The sequence below is a fragment of the Alteromonas sp. CyTr2 genome (genome assembly GCF_947311905.1).
In the GTDB taxonomy this organism is placed as follows: domain Bacteria; phylum Pseudomonadota; class Gammaproteobacteria; order Enterobacterales; family Alteromonadaceae; genus Alteromonas; species Alteromonas macleodii.
Genome location: NZ_CAMZMZ010000015.1, coordinates 42,306 through 62,838, shown reverse-complemented (window position 1 = coordinate 62,838; position 20,533 = coordinate 42,306). Strand labels below are relative to the sequence as shown.

Annotated in this window: 13 protein-coding genes; 5 read left to right on the top strand and 8 right to left on the bottom strand. The window is 46.4% G+C overall.

Going from position 1 to position 20,533, the window contains the following annotated elements:
* Positions 1-10 precede the first annotated feature (10 nt).
* Positions 11-2,296, bottom strand: coding sequence for a DNA topoisomerase IV subunit A (gene parC / locus QME20_RS10110; protein WP_049588785.1), 2,286 nt, complete (start codon positions 2,294-2,296; stop codon positions 11-13).
* 326 nt (positions 2,297-2,622) lie between these two features.
* On the opposite strand from parC, the gene QME20_RS10105 reads away from it, so the two are divergent.
* The gene (locus QME20_RS10105; RefSeq protein ID WP_049588786.1) at positions 2,623-5,751 is read left to right on the top strand and encodes a hybrid sensor histidine kinase/response regulator; all 3,129 of its coding nucleotides are present in this window, start codon (positions 2,623-2,625) and stop codon (positions 5,749-5,751) included.
* A 307-nt stretch (positions 5,752-6,058) separates the two neighbouring features.
* Here QME20_RS10105 and QME20_RS10100 read toward each other — a convergent pair whose 3' ends face one another.
* The 3 genes from QME20_RS10100 to QME20_RS10090 all read right to left on the bottom strand — a co-directional run bounded on the left by QME20_RS10100 (position 6,059) and on the right by QME20_RS10090 (position 11,193).
* Positions 6,059-6,742: a DUF2982 domain-containing protein gene (locus QME20_RS10100; RefSeq protein WP_049589091.1), complete on the bottom strand. Its 684-nt coding sequence runs from the start codon at positions 6,740-6,742 to the stop codon at positions 6,059-6,061.
* A gap of 165 nt (positions 6,743-6,907) precedes the next feature.
* Complete coding sequence (locus QME20_RS10095; RefSeq protein ID WP_049589090.1) at positions 6,908-10,054, bottom strand: efflux RND transporter permease subunit; 3,147 nt, start codon at positions 10,052-10,054, stop codon at positions 6,908-6,910.
* Positions 10,054-11,193, bottom strand: a complete 1,140-nt coding sequence (locus QME20_RS10090; RefSeq protein WP_049589089.1) for an efflux RND transporter periplasmic adaptor subunit — start codon at positions 11,191-11,193, stop codon at positions 10,054-10,056. Before QME20_RS10090 ends, QME20_RS10095 begins: the two co-directional genes overlap by 1 nt.
* A gap of 129 nt (positions 11,194-11,322) precedes the next feature.
* Here QME20_RS10090 and QME20_RS10085 point away from each other — a divergent pair, with 129 nt between their 5' ends.
* The 4 genes from QME20_RS10085 to QME20_RS10070 all read left to right on the top strand — a co-directional run bounded on the left by QME20_RS10085 (position 11,323) and on the right by QME20_RS10070 (position 15,660).
* Positions 11,323-11,970, top strand: coding sequence for a TetR/AcrR family transcriptional regulator (locus tag QME20_RS10085; RefSeq protein WP_049589088.1), 648 nt, complete (start codon positions 11,323-11,325; stop codon positions 11,968-11,970).
* A 163-nt stretch (positions 11,971-12,133) separates the two neighbouring features.
* Positions 12,134-13,147, top strand: coding sequence for an aspartate carbamoyltransferase (locus QME20_RS10080; protein WP_014948009.1), 1,014 nt, complete (start codon positions 12,134-12,136; stop codon positions 13,145-13,147).
* Positions 13,148-13,151: 4 nt separating this feature from the next.
* The gene (gene hemL, locus QME20_RS10075; protein WP_014948008.1) at positions 13,152-14,432 is read left to right on the top strand and encodes a glutamate-1-semialdehyde 2,1-aminomutase; all 1,281 of its coding nucleotides are present in this window, start codon (positions 13,152-13,154) and stop codon (positions 14,430-14,432) included.
* A gap of 154 nt (positions 14,433-14,586) precedes the next feature.
* The gene (locus QME20_RS10070) at positions 14,587-15,660 is read left to right on the top strand and encodes an adenylate/guanylate cyclase domain-containing protein (protein ID WP_039225111.1); all 1,074 of its coding nucleotides are present in this window, start codon (positions 14,587-14,589) and stop codon (positions 15,658-15,660) included.
* Positions 15,661-15,688: 28 nt separating this feature from the next.
* On the opposite strand, the gene QME20_RS10065 is transcribed toward QME20_RS10070, so the two are convergent.
* The 4 genes from QME20_RS10065 to glnK all read right to left on the bottom strand — a co-directional run bounded on the left by QME20_RS10065 (position 15,689) and on the right by glnK (position 20,330).
* A complete protein-coding gene (locus QME20_RS10065; RefSeq protein ID WP_049589087.1) occupies positions 15,689-16,615 on the bottom strand; it encodes a Dyp-type peroxidase in 927 nt (308 codons plus the stop codon).
* Between the two features lie 183 nt (positions 16,616-16,798).
* Positions 16,799-18,490, bottom strand: coding sequence for a gamma-glutamyltransferase (ggt, locus tag QME20_RS10060; protein WP_014948005.1), 1,692 nt, complete (start codon positions 18,488-18,490; stop codon positions 16,799-16,801).
* Positions 18,491-18,711: 221 nt separating this feature from the next.
* Positions 18,712-19,959: an ammonium transporter gene (locus QME20_RS10055; RefSeq protein ID WP_014948004.1), complete on the bottom strand. Its 1,248-nt coding sequence runs from the start codon at positions 19,957-19,959 to the stop codon at positions 18,712-18,714.
* 32 nt (positions 19,960-19,991) lie between these two features.
* Complete coding sequence (glnK, locus tag QME20_RS10050) at positions 19,992-20,330, bottom strand: P-II family nitrogen regulator (protein ID WP_012516988.1); 339 nt, start codon at positions 20,328-20,330, stop codon at positions 19,992-19,994.
* Between the last annotated feature and the right edge of the window lie 203 nt (positions 20,331-20,533).

The window sequence follows — 20,533 nt, the reverse complement described above, 5'->3', positions numbered from 1 at the left end:
AACTTAAACTTTATGACAAATCTTCAGATGTTTCGTCCTTGCTGGGTAAGACAACTTCAACCGTATCAACCCGCTGTAGTCCTCGCGGTAATTTATTCCCTCTTCGGCCTCTTTCTCCCTGATAGTGGGTAAGGTCGTCAGCCGTCAGTGTCATGTTGCGCTTACCGGCTCCCACTTTAATTGCGGCACCATCAGGTACAACAGTAAGCACCTTCACGTACTCTTCCCGAGATTGCGATTTTGCAGAAGGAATATTGATAAGCTTGTTCCCCTTCCCTTTACCTAAACTTGGTAAGTCGCGTAGTGGGAACATGAGCATGCGACCTTCATTAGAAATACTTAGGCACCAGTCGGAGTCTGGATTTGTAACCGGTGTTGGTTTCATGACTTTCGCCGCAGTAGGCAATGATAAGTAGGCTTTACCCGCCTTGTTCTTACTCACCATATCTTTAAATGTGCCGACGAAGCCGTAACCTGCATCAGAACCTACTAAGAATTTGCTTTCGTCTTGCGCCATAATGACGTGTTGGAATGACTCGCCACCCACTATGCTGAAGCGCCCGGTTAGCGGTTCCCCCTGACTTCGTGCAGACGGCAACCCGTGAGCGTCACAAGAGAAAGTACGACCTGAACTGTCCATAAACACGGCAGGCTGATTGCTCTTGCCTTCGGCGCTGGATAAATAGGCATCACCAGCTTTGTAGCTTAAACCTTCCGCATCGATATCATGACCTTTCGCACAGCGTGCCCAGCCCTTTTCTGACAGCACAACGGTTACAGACTCAGCAGGTACCAGCTCTTTTTCAGACAGCGCTTTAGCTTCTCCACGCTCAACAATAGGTGAGCGTCTGTCGTCACCGTACTTTTCAGCGTCTGCAAGGATTTCTTTCTTAATTAGGGTTTTAAGGCGGCGATCTGAGCCTAGAAGCTGCTGAAGCTTGTCGCGCTCTTCTGCAAGTTCATCTTGCTCGCCTTTAATCTTCATTTCTTCTAACTTGGCTAAGTGACGAAGCTTCAATTCCAGAATAGCTTCCGCTTGTGTGTCACTTAAACCGAATCGCGCCATTAATTCAGGTTTTGGTTTGTCGTACGTGCGAATAATTTCGATAACTTCATCGATATTCAAAAACGCAATTAATAAACCTTCTAAAATATGTAAACGCGCTAACACTTTATCTAAACGGTATTGCAAGCGGCGCGTCACAGTATCTTTTCGGTACTGCAACCATTCAGACAAAATCGTACGTAAGTCTTTCACCTGAGGGCGACCGTCTAGGCCAATCATATTCAAGTTGACCCGGTAGTTTTTCTCTAAGTCGGTAGTTGCAAATAAATGCTGCATCAGCTGAGTCACATCAATACGATTTGAGCGAGGCGTAATCACCAAACGGGTTGGATTTTCATGATCCGATTCGTCTCGGAGATCGCTTACCATCGGTAACTTTTTCGCCTGCATTTGCGCGGCAATTTGCTCTAGTATCTTGGCACCAGACGCTTGGTGAGGTAGAGCGGTAATAACAACATCACCGTTTTCTTCCATGTACACCGCGCGCATTTTTATAGAACCACGCCCAGTCTCGTACAGCTTTTGAATATCAGACTTTGGCGTAATAATTTCAGCTTCGGTAGGATAGTCAGGTCCATTAACGTGTTCTAGCACATCGCTAAGCTCGGCTTTGCTGTTGTCTAACAACATGGCACACGCGTTGGCCAACTCTCTCACGTTGTGAGGAGGAATATCCGTCGCCATGCCAACGGCAATCCCTGTCACGCCATTTAATAGGATATGTGGCAAGCGAGCTGGAAGCACGCTAGGCTCGTTTAGCGTACCGTCAAAATTAGGTACCCAATCTACCGTACCTTGTCCAAGTTCATTCAGCAGCACCTCAGAGAAGCGCGAGAGCTTAGCTTCCGTATAACGCATGGCAGCAAACGATTTCGGATCATCCGGCGCACCCCAGTTACCTTGACCATCTACTAAAGGGTAGCGATAAGAGAAAGGCTGAGCCATGAGCACCATCGCCTCATAACAGGCAGAATCGCCGTGAGGGTGAAACTTACCCAGCACATCACCTACGGTTCTCGCCGATTTTTTATATTTGGCGTTTGCATTTAACCCTAGGTCTGACATCGCATAAATGATGCGTCGCTGAACAGGCTTTAAGCCATCCGAAATATGTGGAAGTGCACGGTCCATGATGACGTACATGGAATAGTTTAGATAAGCGTCTTCGGTGAAACGTCGAAGAGGAAGTTGCTCTACCCCATCGCGATTAATGATGATCTCGTCACTCATGATAGTTTTTTCGTTTTGTTATTAATACCAATGCGCTCGTGCTAGTTAGGCTGTCTATTGTGGTCAATTTAGCGCACCACTTAGTGAAAGCTCCCGAGCGTTAAAGGCTATTGTGGGGTAAACCGCATTTGTGTGCAATCCTTGAAACCAATTGTCGCGACTTTTGGGTCTTACTCATTGTATGGGGTGAGGGTTTGTTTTGTTATTCTTCAAAGAGAGTGGTTAAATAGCATTGGGTGAAATTTGCCGTTCAATTTTCACTCTTACGAGTAAAACTAAAAAATAATAAAGCCCCTAATCAAACGGTAACGTAAGTACAGATAATCATGGCTATCTTTCGCGTATTCTTTTTTTTATTTCTTGTTGTAGGCAGTTACCTGCCTTCGAATGCCAGCGCGCAGCATATCGAGCAGCTCTTCGATGAAGAAAGTACGCTAGATTTATCAGACTCTCTGTATTTTTTATTTGAAACCGATTATCAGCTTACTATCAGCGATGTATCACGAAGACGCAATGACTTCCTTATGCATCCCCATGACAACCCTAACTTTGGGTTTCGTAATAATGGCATGTGGCTACTCACTTCTGTTGCCAATGTTTCAAACGATAAACACTGGGTGTTCTCAATAAATTTCAGCCAACTCGACAGTGTTGATTTTTATTTGGTGCAAAACGGCAAGGTAATAAAGCAAAGCCATCAGGGGAAAGCTCAAAAAGAACAGCGTTTTCGTGTTCCAACCTTTCGTGTTGAGCTGCCTGATAGCGATCCTGTCGACCTTTACATACGCATTGAAAGTCGCTCGTCTAGCCTAATTGCACCACTTCGAATTCAAGCCGAACCGCTACATAGCAGCTACTTCCAAATGGACAGCTTGCTCTGGGGCTTTTTCTACGGCGGATTGCTTATTCTCGCTATTTATAACCTTGCTCTATTTTTTGGCGTGCGGGAAAAAAGTCTGATTGCCTATGTTGGCTATATCGCTGCGGTTATTTTGTGGCAGTTTGTGTGGGGCGGCCATACGCACTTGCTGTTTAGTCAGGGGATCCCCTCTTGGCTGGTTGGGCATTCCGAGCTGATATTCGTAATTATTGGTATAAGCTCAGGCTTTTTTACCAAGACCTTTTTGGAAACGGAAAAGCACTCTCCCACGGCACATCCCGTCATTAACTTATTGTTGGTTTGCCAAGCGTTAACAGGGCTGGTGTGCTTCGTCGATCTGCTTCCTTCTATTTGGAAGAACAACCTAGTATACGGCGTGGGTCTTGTGGCGATATTGAGTTATATCTACGCCGGGTTCGAAGCATTTTTCAATAAGTTTAAGCCCGCGCGTTACTTCATTTTTGCATGGAGTATGCTCGCCACCGGTGCGATTATTGGCATGTTAAGCCTTATCGGAATTTTACCTTCCAACGACTTCACCACCTATTGTTTTCAGGTGGGTGTTTTCTTAGAAGCAGGGCTCTTTTCCTTTGCATTAATGGAGAAAAGCAGAGGCCAGCTGGAAAGCGAAGTTGAGCAAGCAACAAATGATTTGCGCAACAATATGGAGCTCATTGAAGAGCAGAATGCCCGTTTAGATATCGCGCGCAAAGATGCGATAAAAGCCAGTAACGTTAAATCTCAATTTCTGGCCAACATGAGCCATGAAATTCGCACACCTCTTAATGCTATCTTGGGGTTCAGCAAAGAGTTGAACAATGCGTCGCTGCCCACTGACCAGCAAGAGCAAGTCAGAATTGTTAACACGGCTGCGGACAACCTGCTAACAATCGTTAACGATATCCTCGATTTTTCTAAGATTGAGGCCGGTAAACTGCAAATTAATAATCAGCCTTTCTCGCCCAATAAGCTGCTTGAAGAAATGGTCACTATCATGGCTAAATCTTCCCACAGCAAGCGCATCGAATTTGTATTTGATTTGCACCCGCTCCCTGAAAAACTCATTGGCGATGTGTTTCGTATTAAGCAAGTGCTCAATAACTTGTTAAGTAATGCACTTAAATTCACGTCCAGCGGTACCATTACGTTTTCGGTGAGCGGACGCTCGCTTCCTCATGGTATTCACGAAGTAAATATTACCGTTGAAGACACAGGTATCGGAATAAGCCGACAAGACAGAAAAAAGCTATTTAACGCCTTCTCGCAAGTAGACGACGCCCTTAACCGTAATTACCAAGGCACTGGATTAGGTCTCGTGATAAGTCGAGAGCTGGTTCGATTAATGAACGGTGATCTAACGCTAAAAAGTGTATTAGGCCAAGGCTCTACGTTTAACGTATCACTACGTATGAACCAGTTAAGCCAGAAATATGCATTAACTAGTAGTGAAGACTGGAAAGGTAAGAACGTGGTTATTTTCGATCCGGTACCTGCAACACGTCGCTCAAGTGCAAGCATGTTATCGATTTTGGGTGCGCAGGTTACCTCTGTTGAATCACTAGATTATTTGATGTCACTTAAAGGCCAGTACGACTTTTTCATGGCAACTGTGCCAGTAAGTAAGATGGGATTGCGGGATACCTATTTAAGTCGTTTTGTACAATTCCCTGCGCAAAAGCGAATACTTTGGTATTCCGGCCCTGAACCTTTTGCGCAATACCCAAGCCTGTCGCAACATTTCCATTCACAAGCGCGTATGCCGATGACGCTTACCAAGTTAGATAGCCTGGTGCACCACCATACAACGCCAGCTAAAAATGCGATGCAAGAGAAAATAGGCACGCTACCAAAAGCTAAAATTCTTGCCGTTGATGACATGGAAATGAATCTTAAACTGCTGCATACGTGGCTCGATCATTCTCCTGTCGAGCTAACCACAACGATCAGTGGACAAGACGCCGTCAATCAGTGCCAGACTCAAGAGTTTGACTTAATTCTCATGGACGTGCAGATGCCAGGCATGGACGGACTGCAGGCCACCCGAGAAATTCGTAAATCACCGTTGAATATGGGTACCCCAATAGTGGCAGTGACAGCCCACGCGTTTAAAGAAGAGCAAGAAAGATTGCTTGCCTCTGGCATGGACGATTACTTACCTAAGCCTATTGAGGTTGAGCTACTTATTACGCTTATCAATTCGTGGTGCCACAATGTTGAGCCCGGTGAAATCATCTTTCCCTCTATCGACTGGCAGCTAGCACTTAAACGAGCGAATCAAAATCAAGATACAGCAAAAGAAATGTTAGACAGTTTTATTGCGTTACTGCCCGAAACTATCGAGACACTTTCGGCGCTTTGGGACGATCAAGATTACAATGGGCTTAAGACCGAAGTTCACAAACTACACGGTGCGTGTTGCTATACAGGTCTGCCGCGCATGCAGCATTTAGCCAACGAAACAGAGAGCTCACTTAAACTTGGTCAGCACAAGCTAGTCGAGGAAAAGTTACCAGCCCTTATTGCCGAAGCCAAGAAAGTGCTTAACGAGAGTAAATTGAAGGACAGCCGCAGCTAGGCGAATAAAGTCTAATTGCTACGATGAGCTTAGCTGGCTTCAGAAGACTGCCTAGGGCCTGTTGACCTTTGTTGTACATTTTTGCAGCGGTCTGTGTGCCATCTAGACAAGGCGAATGTTTGACGGTTTAGTGGTTCTAAATCGAGAACATTCAACGCAGTATAGATGGCACAAAGGCGCTGCCCGAGGGGGTCGTTATGGAAGCCTTTTACTCTTTGTCACAGTCCTTTAACTTAGCCCGCTAGGCTTGCAGGACTGTTTCGCGATTAAAAGGCTTCCATTTAGACCAAAATTCGTACACCAAAGGTCAACAGGCCCTAGCTTTCTGGCACTGAGCAATAAGTCCTGCAAACTCGCTGGCATCCCTATCTAGCTCTGAACTCGCGATAAAAATATCATACCCAAGGCGCTTTCTTAGCTCTACCATACGATGTGCCAGCATAGCTTTAATGCCTTTAATGATGGTCCCGTCTTCCATAACGTACTGCTTATCGTCAAACATAGATTGCTCATAACAGCTTCCAGAGGCGCAATTCTCATCTGTGTTCTGCATTAGCAATGGCCGCTGCTCCATTAACAAGTGCGTTGCAAGCCGTGGTGAAATCGTATTGAGGAAATCCGTGTAACTTTTGATTTTGAAACCGATGGTTTCAAGGGGAATATGCTCCAGCCCATGGCGAACACGGGGGCAATCTGCGCGCAGCAGGTTGTCCCAATGAATGCGCCAACTGCCCAGACGGTGGCGATAAGTGATATAGTCTTTGGCTATTTCCAAACTATAGTCGGGCTCACGAATTTTGAAGTACCCTACGAGCAAGCACACTAACGCGGCACTGGTGATAAAAATCCCCGCTAAGAACAGCCAATCGGGAAGAAAGGCTAACCACAGTGCCGCAACACACAAACCGATACAGCCCAGCACCAGGCTGGTAATACCGTTACTTTTCGAGGCTGCTCGGATATAGATTGGTTCGACACTAGTACCAGACATAAAAATACACCACCAACATGATTACGGCCCAAACGATATAAAGTCTCATGCGTTTACACTTCACGCAGTCGGTTTGCCACCAACGCAAAAGAGGATTTGATTTTCGCATACGCTAAGTAAGCCAAATTTATACGTGGGTTAAAAAGGGATAGTTTAACCGTAAAATTATGCCAATGTGTGATTTCTATAACGGTATCGTTGAAAAGCAGCCACTATAGTTGGCGTAAAGACTAACGACAAGATTACCGAGAATCCTACTCCACCAGCCAGCACCACGGCCAACGGCGGCCAAAAGCTACCTTCACTGAACAATAGCAAGGGAATCAATCCACCTACCGTCGTGAAAGTAGTCGATAAAATATGGCGGCTACAGCTCATGGTTTCTTCAACAATGGCTTTCGTGTCTCCCTGCTTTGCTTTGGGGTTCGCGTTGATAGCGGCAATGACCACTATCGATCCGTTGATTGCTACGCCAATAAGGCCAGCACAACCTAGCAGCGGATTAAACCCAACCGGCAATCCAGATATCCAAAGACTGAACATACCCAGCCCTACAGAAAGTATTGCCACTAATCCGATTACACCCGCCATGCGCAAGCTGGTAAAAGTCAGAATGAGCGTTGTTACCATAAGAACCAACAGCACCGGCGCATAGGTCGCTAATTTACCTAATGCTTGCTGCTGTTCATCAGCGTCTCCCGCTAAATGAATACGATATCCTTCGGGAAGAATTAATCGACTTTCGAGAAGATCTCGCAAATGATTACTTGCATCAATGGCCGGGACACCAGGAAGCAAAAACGCCTGAATACGATTTAGCCTTTCGCCATCAAGGCGCGTAATACTGCTGGTTGCAGGCTGAAGCGTTAAGTTTGTTACAGCAGCAAGTGGCGACCAAGAAATAGCATTGTCTCCTGCAACCGGAATTGGCATGGCGTCTACGCCCGTTACATTTTGTCTATACGCCTCGTCTAGCCTCACGCGTACAGGAATTTCTTCTGTGCTTTCCAAAACAGAACCACCGGTAATACCTGAAAAGTTTATCTGCATTTGATTGGCAAGCTCGGAAAGCGTAAGCCCCAAGTAAGACAGGTTATCGCTGTCCGCGTTTATTTTAAGCTCGGGTTCTCCCATTGAAACGCTGGTTATAGACTGAGAAATGCCGTCGACTTCAGACATTAACATGCGTACTTTGTCGCCTAGGTCATTCAACACATTCAGATCAGGGCCGAAAATCTCTACCTCAACAGGCGCCGCAATAGGCGGACCCTGCCCAAAGGCTCGCACTACAATTTGTACTTCTGGATACGCGCTATCAAGCTCTTGTTGTAGTTTGCCCACTAGCGCAACAGCGTCATCCACTGTATCTGTCGACACCACAGCATTTGCAAAGTAAGGCATGTTGTCACGGGTCATCGTCTGGTTATAGTACACCGACGGCGCAGAGCCCCCGACTAACCAACTAACTTGTTTCACGCCTTGCTCACTGCGAATAGCACCATCTATTTTTTTAACATAGCTCGTTGTGTTGTCGATGCTGCTCCCTTCTTTGGTCCACAGGTACACTTCGAACTGGTCTCTGTCTGCACTTGGGAAAAACACATTGGCCAAGGTGCCCGACAATACAAAACCCGATAAACAAAGGATAGCAATAACCGGTAACACCAAAATTGGCTGTTTAACCCATCTACCCAATTGCTTTTTAAAAGCGAGACTGAGCTCTGGCGCTTGTAGTCCCACTTTCCACCACGCCTTCGATGCTATTTCACGTTGCGAACTATTGTCGTGCTTTGGCAAAAATCGGGCAGCGAGGGCTGCAATGATAGTAAGAGAAATAAACAGCGAGCCAATAAGTGCCATCACCACGCTAATGGCAATCGGGCCAACAAAGTCACCAATGTTTCCATCTAAAAGAAAGATGGGCATAAAGCCTAAAATGGTCGTAAGCGTTGAAGCCAAAAGCGGCACAAATAGATGTGAAACGCTTTTGGCCATAGCACCTACTCGCGTTAAATTAGGATCTTGTAAATTAATGCGAATTTCATCGGTAATAACAATGGCATTATCGATAAGTAAACCAATGGCGATGATCATGCCAAAGATAGACATTTGGTGAATTTGCTCGTCGTAAAAACTTAAAGAGAACAAGGCAAAAGCGGCGCATAAGGGAAGTGCCAGGCCCACAATCCACGCAGCACGAAACCCCATGAAAAGTAGAATAACCATCATGACCACGGCGCAGCCCATAAGCAGGTTCATCGATAAGTCAGCAAGGCGAGTGGCAGTATATTCGTTTTGCTCAAATGCAACAGTCGCGGTTAAGGTTCCGCTGAAGTCTTTATTGAACTGTTCCACTACTGCTAATGCATTTTCTGTCCATACATCTGAGCGTAGCGAGGGCTGCATACGCGCTGCTACAAAGATAGACTCTTCACCATTTAAGAATGCCACGTCCTTTCGAGGTGTTGTGAAACTTCTCTCTACAGTCGCAACGTCTTCCACCCGTAAGTAGCGACCTTGCTCGTTAACTAAGGGAATTGAAGCAATCATGTTCACGCCATTTAAGCCCTCTCCCACTGTAAAGCGCAAATTACTTTGCTGGGAGTTAAGCATACCGGCAGGTAATTTGGGGTCGGCGCGGCTTATCAAATTGCTTACTTGCTGTAAGGTAAGACCCGTTGCAGCAAGCTTAATAGGGTCGACATTGACGCTAATTTCTTCCTGCGGTGCGCCGTATACACGCACTAGCTCAGTGCCGTTAACGTTTCGCAGCCTGTCTGTAAGTTCTTGGGCTAAACGCGCGGTGAGTGTAATAGGGGTATTTTCAAAGTGGTCTGCTCGCACAGATAGCAATAAAGTGAACGCTGTCGCGCCGCGCTTTTCATCGAAAACTGGCGCCATTGCACCTTCAGGGAATGACTCAGCGGCAGCGCCAATGGCATCGCGAATTTCACTGAATAGTTGTTCGTTACTTGAATCATTTATCCAGTCTTGCGTCTCTATGAGAATGATGGAGATACCAGCACGCGACGTGGACTTCACTTCCTTTATTTCAAATATTTCTCTAAGCCTGTCTTCAAGCACATCACTAACCAAAGCCTCTACCCGTTCCGCCGACGCGCCTGGGTATTGAGTGATGATCAGTGCGTTTCGCGTATCTATTCGCGGGTCCTCAATACGCGGCAGAGAGCCTAATGCTGACAACCCTGCTGTGACTAGCACCAGAAGACTCAGTATGAGTAAATGCCCTCGTCGGTAAAATAAGGTATACCATGGATAAGATTTATCTGAGCCGAAGTTAAATGACTTCATTAGCGTGCCCCAGCTTGATGTTGACTGGGGATTGATACCATTTGGCCAGGTGCGAGTTTGTGTGTACCTTCGCTTACGTAAACCTCTCCATCTTTAAGCGCTCCGCGCACAAACGCGTTGTTTCCGTCGGTATATACAACTTCCACTACACGGGCTTCAAGGGTGGCGTTTTGCTCGTTTGATAAAACAAATACGCGCCACAAACCGCGCAAGCCGTTGCTTAGCGCGTTAACCGGCAGCCAACTTCCTGTCTCAGAGTGAGAACGAAAGCCAGACAAAATGGCCATGTCACCGGGGCGTACCCGCTCATTACTATTTAATGTCACTAAAATATCAATGGTTCGCGTTTGCACGTTGCGAACAGGTAAGCGTTGCGTAACAGTACCCGCCACATCAATATCCCCGACGCTAACCAGCACCGGCTCATTAAGGTCAAACTGATCCACAACATCGGCAGGTACCGCGAAACGTGCCTGATAATTCTCTATGCCCGTAATTCCAAACACGGGGGTTCCAGCGCTAACTACACTGCCTTCATCAAAAAAGCGTCGATTGACTACGCCATCGAAGGGAGAAATAAGGGTCGTTTTTTCTATTTCTACATTCAGTGATTCAAGGGCGGCCTGCATTTCACTAACTTGTGCCTTAGCGACATTGAGACTTGCCTTGGTTTCGTCTAGTCGCTGCGCTGATTCTAGCTTTTTCTCAACCAACGACGTGGTTCTTTCGCTGTTTACTCTAGCAAGTTCAAGGTCGGCGTTTGCACGCTCAAGTGAGGCTTGAAGCTCACGTTTTCTGGCATTGAGACGCTGAATATCTTGACGGGCTAGAACATCCCCTTTACTTACTACATCGCCCTCTTCAACAAGTAATGTATTGACTTGCCCTGCCATATCGAATGAAAGCGAAGTGGCCCGCGGGGATTCGACAAGCCCAAAAACATTGATTGGAGTTTCAAAGCCCGATTGAATTTTGACTGTTCCAGTGGACACTGCAACCGGAACTCTTGCCTCTGGCGTTTGTGTCGCATTGCCAAGACCTGCTGTCATCAAAAGAATGACCAACGCTGCAGTAAAAACGGCAATAGCGATAATAAGTGAGAGTTTGCCACTTTTAGAAGGCGTCGTTGCAGCAGTCATAACATTTCCTTTAACCAGTTTAGCGTTTGCTCTGGGCTATATTTGCATACTTATTGTGCTATGCTAGTATATAAATACTAGACCGTCCAGTTTGATATTTAAATATTCGTCAATAAAGTGAGAACGAACGTGGCTACCACTCGAAAGCAAGGCCGACCTAAAAGCGAAGAGAAATACCATCTTATATTGCATGCAGCGTCTTGCCTGTTCTTAAAAGAGGGTTTTGCCAACACATCTATGGACACTGTGGCTAAAGCCTCAGGTGTGTCTAAACAAACGGTCTATTCTCATTTCGAAGGAAAAGATGCTCTCTTTCAAGCGGCAATCTCATCGAAATGCAGATCATACCAACTCGACACCCAGCAACTTATCGACGCCACTTCAGGCTCACTCTCACTATTAGAATGTTTACGAAAAGTTGGCTGTCAATTTGTGCGACTATTACAAGATCCTGAAGCCATTGCTATCTTTCGAGTAATTATAGCTGAAGCGGTAAATAGCCCTCATGTGGCAACACTTTTTTATCAGGCTGGCCCAGAAGCTTCCCTATCTACATTGAGTGATGTCATAGAGAAGTTCGGAGAAGGTAGCTTAAGCCGTGATATCGCCCAACAGCTGGCAGTAGATTATTGCGCCCTGCTTAAGGGGGAATATCACACCATGATGCTGTGCGGCATACAGTCTCCGCTTCAAGACGAAGCGATTACAGCCCACGTAAATAGCGCAGCTGAAAAGATCCTTTTACTCTTTACCCATTATACTCAGCAACACAATTAGCCGACATATGCGCACATGCACACTTGCATTTTGATTTTTGGAAAGCCCTTTTCAATAAAACGCCAAACTGAGAAAAACGTAAGGCAAGATTAACGTTGCGCTAATGACTTAACCCCAGCGGTATTATAAACTAGCGCCGTTTTCGTTGATGATTGAGAAGCGCATGTCTGACTTTACCGGTAACCACATTCTTTCGGTTAATCAATTCGATCGCGAGGCCATTGAGAAAGTGTTCTCAGTTGCCAATTCCATGCAACCCTATGCCAAACGACAAAAGCGCACAACCGTGCTAGATGGCGCCATTCTCGGTAACCTTTTCTTTGAGCCAAGTACCCGTACGCGAGTTAGCTTTGGTACCGCATTCAACCTTTTAGGTGGTGAAGTTAGAGAAACCACCGGCATGTCAAGCTCTGCGCTGGCTAAAGGTGAGTCATTGTACGACACAGCCCGTGTGCTGAGCGGCTATTCCGACATTATTGCAATGCGACATCCTGCGGCGGGTTCAGTGGCAGAATTTGCCGAAGGTAGTCGTGTACCTGTTATCAACGGTGGTGATGGTGCAAACGAACACCCAACCCAAGCACTGTTGGACTTGTTCACGATTAAACGTGAACTGGAATACAATGGCCACGGCATTGACGGCTTACACATCGCCATGATTGGTGATTTGCGCTACGGCCGAACAGTACACTCTTTATCTCGCTTGTTATGTTTGTTTAAAAACATTCGCTTTACGCTCATTTCGCCAAAAGAGCTGGCCATGCCTCAGCCCATCATAGACGCCATCGAAAATGCGGGGCACCAGCTTACGATTACCGATACCCTTGAAGGGAATATGGATGCGGACATATGCTATCAAACACGCATTCAGGAAGAGCGCTTTCCTTCTCAAGAAGAAGCCAACAAATACCGAGGTAAGTTCCGCCTTAATCAGTCGATTTACACGAAACACTTTCAGTCGAAGACCGTTATCATGCATCCACTTCCACGAGATTCACGTATGGAAGCCAACGAATTAGATAACGATCTAAACCTCAATCCAAACCTCGCCATTTTTAGACAAACCGACAATGGTGTACTTGTCAGAATGGCATTGTTTGCGCTTACTCTGGGTGTAGAAAACCTTCTCACTAAGTACGAGCGTGACGTTGTTTGGTACAGCAATAAGAGTAAGTAATTACATGCAAAAATCTGAAGCCCTATTTACCCGCGCCCAAAAAACCATTCCTGGTGGCGTAAATTCACCCGTTCGCGCTTTTAAAGCGGTAGGCGGTACACCTCGCTTCATCACGAAAGCTGATGGCGCTTACATGTGGGATGCGGATGGTAAGCAATATATTGACTATATTCAGTCTTGGGGCCCTATGGTTCTAGGTCACAATAACGCCCAAATTCGCGAAGCGGTTATTGAAGCGTCGTATAACGGCCTATCTTTCGGTGCGCCTACCGAAGCTGAAGTGATCATGGCTGAGTTGGTTAGCGAACTGGTTCCATCTATGGAAATGGTACGCATGGTGAACTCTGGTACAGAGGCCACTATGTCAGCTATTCGCCTGGCTCGCGGCTACACGAGCAGAAACAAAATTGTTAAGTTTGAAGGCTGCTACCACGGGCACGCCGACTCTCTGCTAGTTAAAGCGGGCTCAGGGGCGCTAACCCTTGGTGTACCAAGTTCACCAGGTGTTCCAGCAAATGTTGCTGAGCATACGCTTACCGTTGAATACAATAACCTAGACAGCGTAAAAGAAATCTTCGAAGCCCATGGCGATGATATTGCGTGCATTATCGTTGAACCTGTCGCAGGTAACATGAACTGTATCCCTCCTGTGGAAGGCTTCCTTGAAGGACTTCGCGCTATTTGTGACCAATATGGCAGCGTATTGATTTTTGATGAAGTAATGACAGGCTTCCGCGTATCTCGCGGCGGGGCGCAAGAGCGTTATAACATCAAACCAGACCTGACTTGCTTGGGTAAAGTCATTGGCGGCGGCATGCCAGTGGGCTGTTTTGGTGGCCGTCGTGACATTATTACTCACATAGCACCGACAGGGCCAATTTACCAAGCGGGTACGCTTTCTGGTAACCCAGTAGCAATGGCTGCAGGTCTTGCTGCTTTAACGCAAATAAAGCAGCCTGGACTTTACGATTCAATTTTCGAAAATACGCAAACGCTAGTGGATGGTTTCCAAGCCCTTGCTGACAAACACAATATTAGTCTAACTACTAATATTGCCGGCAGTATGTTTGGGATATTCTTTACTGACGTAGAGAAAGTTACGAACTACAAGCAAGCAATTAACTGTAATACCGAGCAATTCAATAAATTCTATCACGGTATGCTAGAGCAAGGCGTTTACTTAGCACCTGCATCTTATGAAGCGGGCTTTGTTTCTAAAGCGCATGACGCTGCAGTCATTGAGCAAACCCTTGCTGCAGCAGATAAAGTGTTCTCAACGCTTTAAGTTAATTCCTTTCTGGTAATTTTTGCACTAATACGCCCACCGTGGCGTATTAGTGCCTCTTCTTCATTGCTTCTCTCATACGTAACGCTTGAATTCCTCGCGGGCTAGATTATTAGCCTTCATTTAAAAGCAGTTTATAGGTGTGGTGTTATCAATGGATTGGCAGTTTGGCGCTATTTGCGCGCTTTTTCTCTACAGTGTCGCTATCACAACTTTGCACGTAAGGCGCAGCCGTCGGTTTGCATACAGAGCTAGCCAATTTAAACGTCGGCGTCATGTCTCCACCACTGTCGCAAAAAACGACGACGAAACGCACTTTCACACAGCTGCCGATGAGGCCCAAAGGCTTACACAAACCTTTCAAAAATTCATTCCAAAGCAGTTTGTGGAGCACATGTCGAATTCTGACGTAGACGCGCTGGGTCTTGGCTATGCGGCTGAAAACGACGTTGCGATTATGTTTTGCGATATCAGAGGCTTTACCGGTTTTTCTGAACGTATTACGCCACAAGAGTTGATGAACTTTCTTAATTCTTATTTCACCAGAATGAACGATCCTATTCATCAAAACCACGGTTTTATTGATAAGTTCATGGGCGACGCCATTATGGCGCTGTTCGATCATCGCGAAGGATCTTCACAACAAAAAGCTATGGATGCGGTTAATGCTGCGCTCGACTTACGCAAAGCGCTGACAATATATAACGGCCATAGAAAGAACAGTAACTACGAACCAATTAATATGGGAATAGGTATCCACTTTGGGCCTGTTATTATGGGTACGGTAGGTTCAGAAGATAGGATGGATACCACCGTCATTGGCGATAGCGTAAACATTGCTTCTCGCTTAGAAGCTTTAACCCCCAAATACGAGGCGGATATTATCGTAAGTGCCCAAGTTCTTCAGACCATAGGGTCTGGCTTCCCAATTAAAACCCGCTTGCTTGACTGGGTAAGAGTGAAAGGACGAAAAGCGCCAATTGAAATATACGAGGTGTTAAGCCACCTTTCAGAGAGTGAGCAGGAAAAGAAGTTGGCGGTTCAGACCAAGATTGCCGCAGGTATCGCATGCCGTATAAATCAGCAGTGGGACGAGGCCATTTCTTTTTTTGAGACCGCTGTCGCTATGAGCCCAAACGATTCGCTAGCGCATCATCACATAGATGTTTGTCGAATTTACAAAAGCGTCGATTTTAAGGAGGATTGGGATGGTGCGCTAGTCTACTAATCCCAATGGCCATAAGCGACGGTTAAATTTAGGACTCAGATAACTTAGCCTGCTGGCGAATAAAATTAATGGATGGCGCGAAAAACGCAGCACCTGTTTCAGCACTGGTAAAGTCCAGCCATCTGTCATAATCGCCTTCACCGTTGCCGTATATTTGGCTGTGGAGCATCTGTTTAAATGGCCGCGCACTGGCACTACAGCTTACGAAGAATAAGCCTTGAGAGGCCATATCACCGTATGGCATGCCTTGCTTAATTAGCCTTGGTTCGTCGCCATCGGGCGCAACAGTGCTTGCCCTAACACAATGTGAAGATTCAGATAGTTCGCTACTTACCAAATTGTGCTCTTGCGTGGTGCCCATCACTTGTTCTTGCTGACGGCTTGAAAGACTATTCCAGCGCCTTAAATCATGGCGATAGCGTTGTATGTGAACATAGCTGCCACCGCTAAAATCAGGATCATCTTCGCCAATAATCCCGACTTGTCTCCGCTTCATGCCACGTGGATTATCTGCGCCATAAAGAAAACCATTGAGGTCACGGCCATCTAAGTACCTAAACCCTCTTATCTGCTCCACCAGTTCTACATGAATACGCAACAAATCCATCACTTCAATGCCAACCGCATGGCAAATATCCAGCCTATCAGCGCGAATTTGAATGAAGAGATCGCAAGGCATGGTGGGGGCACTTCTATCGTCACACTGCATATCAGGAAAAGGGGCAAGCTCAACAGGTATCAAACCGGGGTATACCTCAGCCCAGTAACCGGTGCCAATAGCGACAACCCCGGTTACCATGGCTTCGTAGTGCTCATTCTCAAAATGCTCGAATATATCCAGCACGCGAGATAGTTTGGCGCGTACGGCTTGGCTATCGTCATCAATGACGTTCAGTAATAAATACTGTGCATGTAAATTTGGCTCAGCGCAGAGGCCTTTTTGTGGTTGTGTCATTGCCGCTCTTGTTGTTATTAACGCCTTGTTCTGACGTTTCGCTGCTGGCGATCATTCGCCGCGCTTTGTTGTGCGAACCTTATCGTAAAGTGTAGCGGCTGCTTCAAACTTTGAAACCCTTTAAAGCGAAGCAGCAAACGGGGAACAAATTAACTCCGCCGCCTATTATTTACACTAGTGTGCTTAATAGCCCGCGGCTTGTCCATCTTTTCGCGTTTCTGAAGCGCCAAAATAGACACCTTTCTGCTCGTCCCAAGCGATGGCCTGATAGCCACCGAACGCGCCTACCACGCGTTGAAGCTTATGCCCCCGCTCCATGAGTTCTCGCTGAACGGTTTCACTGAACCCCGATTCTAAGCTCACATAGCCACCATCAGTCATCAACGCGCCCGTTGGGCTACTCGACCCACTGTGCAGTATGCGTGGAGCATCCCCCGCTTCCTGCAAATTCATTCCGAAGTCGAGAATGTTTACAATAATTTGCGCATGCATTTGAGGCTGAGTTCCACCGCCCATCACGCCAAAGCTCATCACTGGCTTACCGTTTCTTGTTACAAAAGCCGGGATAATGGTGTGAAATGGACGCTTTCCCGGGCGATATTCATTAAAGTGCCCTTCTTCAAGGGTAAACATCTCACCTCTATTTTGAAGAATAAAACCTAGCCCTGGAGGTGTCATGCCTGAGCCCATTCCGCGGTAGTTACTTTGAATTAAGGACACCATATTGCCCTCTTTATCAGCAACGGTCAGATAAATGGTATCCCCTTCATAAATACCCGCATCAACGCGATTCGCTGCGCGTTCATTATCTATGAGCTTCTGGCGCTTAGCGGCATACTCTTTCGAAATTAGCCAGTCGACTGGAATATCGTTGAAGTCTGGATCCGCATAGAACTTAGCGCGATCTTCGAAGGCGAGCTTCTTGGCTTCAACAAAGGTATGGATGTAGTCTGCTGAGTTAAACCCCATTCCTTCGATATCATAGTGCTCAAGCACATTGAGAATCTGTAGTGCCGCTATGCCTTGTCCGTTGGGCGGAAGTTCCCACACATCATACCCGCGATAGTTAGCAGAGACGGGCTCTACCCACTCCGAGGTATGTGATGACAAATCCTGGTATGACAAAAAGCCGCCTTGAGACTTCATGTAAGCATCGATAGTGCGTGCGATATCGCCCTTATAAAAAGCATCTCGCCCGCCTGTTGCAATCTTTTCATAGGTCACGGCTAAGCCAGGGTTTTTAAAAACATCGCCTTTTTGCGGAACTTTCCCGTCGATAAGAAATGTCTCTGCGAAGCCGTCATAGTGACCAATTCGCTCTTGATTCATCTGCCAGTAATAGGCAATGACTTCTGAAACAGGAAACCCCTCACGGGCATATTTGATAGATGGGGTAAGCAGCGCAGACATGGGCAGCTTGCCAAATTTTTCGTGTAGTGCAAACCAGCCATCTACAGCGCCAGGGACAGAAACAGGTAGCGGACCGAATTTTGGAATTTGATGCAAACCACGCTCGGCAAACACCGCTTTGGTTAACTGTCTGGGTGAACGGCCAGAAGCGTTTAAGCCGACTAGCTTTTCTTCTTTTGCATCCCACACAATGGCAAATAGGTCGCCGCCAATACCGCTGCCTGTAGGCTCAACTAAACCTAACATGGCATTGGCTGCAATAGCTGCATCAACTGCACTGCCGCCTTGTTTTAAAATATCCAATGCCACTTGCGTAGCTAATGGTTGGCTTGTTGCTGCCATGCCGTTCTTTGCAATAACTTCTGAGCGACTTGCAAAGGGTTGCCCCGTTATTCTGTCATAGCCCAAACAGCTGATACTAAAGAAAGCCAGTATCAAAGGTAGAAGTCGCACACTTGCAGTCATAACCGTCCTTTTACTAAAACGTTGCCGATAATAAATCTAGCGTTAGTTTATCGATTCATAGTGTAGCGTTATTGTCACATTACGCCTAGGCTCTTTTCCTAAGCTCAATAATGGTCTTAAAACACATTGCATGAAACGAAAAAAGCCCCGCATTAGCGGGGCTTAAACGAAGTAATAAGGCATTATTGTTATTGTTGTTTCGTTGCCTAATCGAGACTCTCTTACGAACGGCTGCTTGTGAAGTCTGGGTATGCTTCCAGACCACATTCGCTCATGTCTACGCCGTCGAATTCTTCTTCTTCGCTCACACGTACACCCATAACCGCTTTAATCACTAGCCATACCACTAGGCTCACTACGAATACCCATACAAAGATAGTCGCTGCACCAATTAGCTGACCAGAGATGCTTGAACCATCGTTAGTGAAAGGTACAAGGATAAGACCTAGAAGACCTACCACGCCGTGAACTGAAATGGCGCCCACTGGATCGTCAATCTTAAGCTTGTCTAGTGCAACAATGCTAAGCACTACTAAAATACCACCAAGGCCGCCGAACAAAGTAGCTTGTAATGGTGTAGGTGTTGAAGGCTCTGCTGTAATAGCCACAAGACCGGCTAGTGCACCGTTAAGTACCATAGTTAGGTCAGCTTTACCGAATAGAATGCGTGCTACGATAAGTGCAGCAATTGCACCACCAGCAGCTGCAGCATTTGTGTTCATAAATACAATCGCTACTGAGTTTGCACTTTCAACAGTTGCAGTAGCCAGTACTGAACCGCCGTTGAAGCCAAACCAACCCATCCACAGGATAAATGTACCTAAAGTTGCAAGCGGTAAGTTTGCACCTGGAATCGCGTTTACTTTACCGTCAGCGGTGTATTTACCCTTACGAGCACCAAGCACAAGAACACCAGCAAGAGCAGCAGCTGCACCGGCCATGTGAACAATACCTGAACCTGCAAAGTCAGAGAAACCAAGGTCGCCAAGCGTATACATACCGAATACTGCTTCGCCGCCCCATGTCCAAGCACCTTCCATTGGGTAGATGAAGCCCGTCATAACAACTGCGAACGCTAGGAATGCCCAAAGCTTCATACGCTCAGCTACTGCACCAGATACGATAGACATTGCTGTTGCAACAAATACTACTTGGAAGAAGAAGTCAGCAGAAGGTGCATATGTTGCTGGCTCTTCAGCGACACCTGTTGCGCCATCAGCCATGATACCGCTTAGGAATGGACCCCAGTCGCCGCCACCGTACATAATGCCGTAACCGCAAATCATGTACATAGTGCAAGCGATAGCGAATAGCGCCACGTTTTTAGTTAGAATTTCTGTGGTGTTTTTCGCTCGAACAAGACCAGCTTCAAGCATCGCAAAACCTGCAGCCATCCACATAACCAGTGCACCGCAGATTAGAAAATAAAAGGTATCTAGCGCATACCCAAGTTCAAAAGTGATTTCCATTATGGTTTTCTCCGCAAATATATCGTTGTGGCTTACAGCGCGTCGCTATCCGACTCACCAGTTCGAATACGAACGGCGTGTTCAAGGTCGTAAACAAACACCTTGCCGTCTCCAATTTTGCCTGTTTTGGCAGCGCCAACGATGGCTTCTACCAGGCGCTCTACTTGATCATCCTGAACAGCAATTTCCAGTTTGACTTTAGGTAGAAAATCCACCTGATATTCCGCTCCGCGGTAAAGTTCAGTGTGTCCTTTTTGACGTCCAAAGCCCTTCACTTCGGTCACGGTCAAACCGTCGATACCGATTTCTGAAATGGCTTCACGAACATCATCTAGCTTGAACGGCTTGATGATCGCTGTGACTAGTTTCATGAGTTGCTCCCAGTTTGTTTTGGTTATTCTGTGATTTATGGTCGTGTTTCCAACTATGGGAAGATAAACCAAGAGCCATGCCACAAATGATTAGCCAAATAAATCAAACACATACAAGCAAACGCTTCATGAACGCACAAAAATAATGCACACTAATGGTGCACTGTTAAAAATTTGCCCAATTTTGAAGCGGTATGAGGTTG

What these genes read in the sequence shown, in the direction of transcription:
- parC (WP_049588785.1), bottom strand. Translation starts at nt 2,296, where the DNA reads ATGAGTGACGAGATCATCATTAATCGCGATGGGGTAGAGCAACTTCCT.
- QME20_RS10105 (WP_049588786.1), top strand. Translation starts at nt 2,623, where the DNA reads ATGGCTATCTTTCGCGTATTCTTTTTTTTATTTCTTGTTGTAGGCAGT.
- QME20_RS10100 (WP_049589091.1), bottom strand. Translation starts at nt 6,742, where the DNA reads ATGTCTGGTACTAGTGTCGAACCAATCTATATCCGAGCAGCCTCGAAA.
- QME20_RS10095 (WP_049589090.1), bottom strand. Translation starts at nt 10,054, where the DNA reads ATGAAGTCATTTAACTTCGGCTCAGATAAATCTTATCCATGGTATACC.
- QME20_RS10090 (WP_049589089.1), bottom strand. Translation starts at nt 11,193, where the DNA reads ATGACTGCTGCAACGACGCCTTCTAAAAGTGGCAAACTCTCACTTATT.
- QME20_RS10080 (WP_014948009.1), top strand. Translation starts at nt 12,134, where the DNA reads ATGTCTGACTTTACCGGTAACCACATTCTTTCGGTTAATCAATTCGAT.
- hemL (WP_014948008.1), top strand. Translation starts at nt 13,152, where the DNA reads ATGCAAAAATCTGAAGCCCTATTTACCCGCGCCCAAAAAACCATTCCT.
- QME20_RS10070 (WP_039225111.1), top strand. Translation starts at nt 14,587, where the DNA reads ATGGATTGGCAGTTTGGCGCTATTTGCGCGCTTTTTCTCTACAGTGTC.
- QME20_RS10065 (WP_049589087.1), bottom strand. Translation starts at nt 16,615, where the DNA reads ATGACACAACCACAAAAAGGCCTCTGCGCTGAGCCAAATTTACATGCA.
- ggt (WP_014948005.1), bottom strand. Translation starts at nt 18,490, where the DNA reads ATGACTGCAAGTGTGCGACTTCTACCTTTGATACTGGCTTTCTTTAGT.
- QME20_RS10055 (WP_014948004.1), bottom strand. Translation starts at nt 19,959, where the DNA reads ATGGAAATCACTTTTGAACTTGGGTATGCGCTAGATACCTTTTATTTT.
- glnK (WP_012516988.1), bottom strand. Translation starts at nt 20,330, where the DNA reads ATGAAACTAGTCACAGCGATCATCAAGCCGTTCAAGCTAGATGATGTT.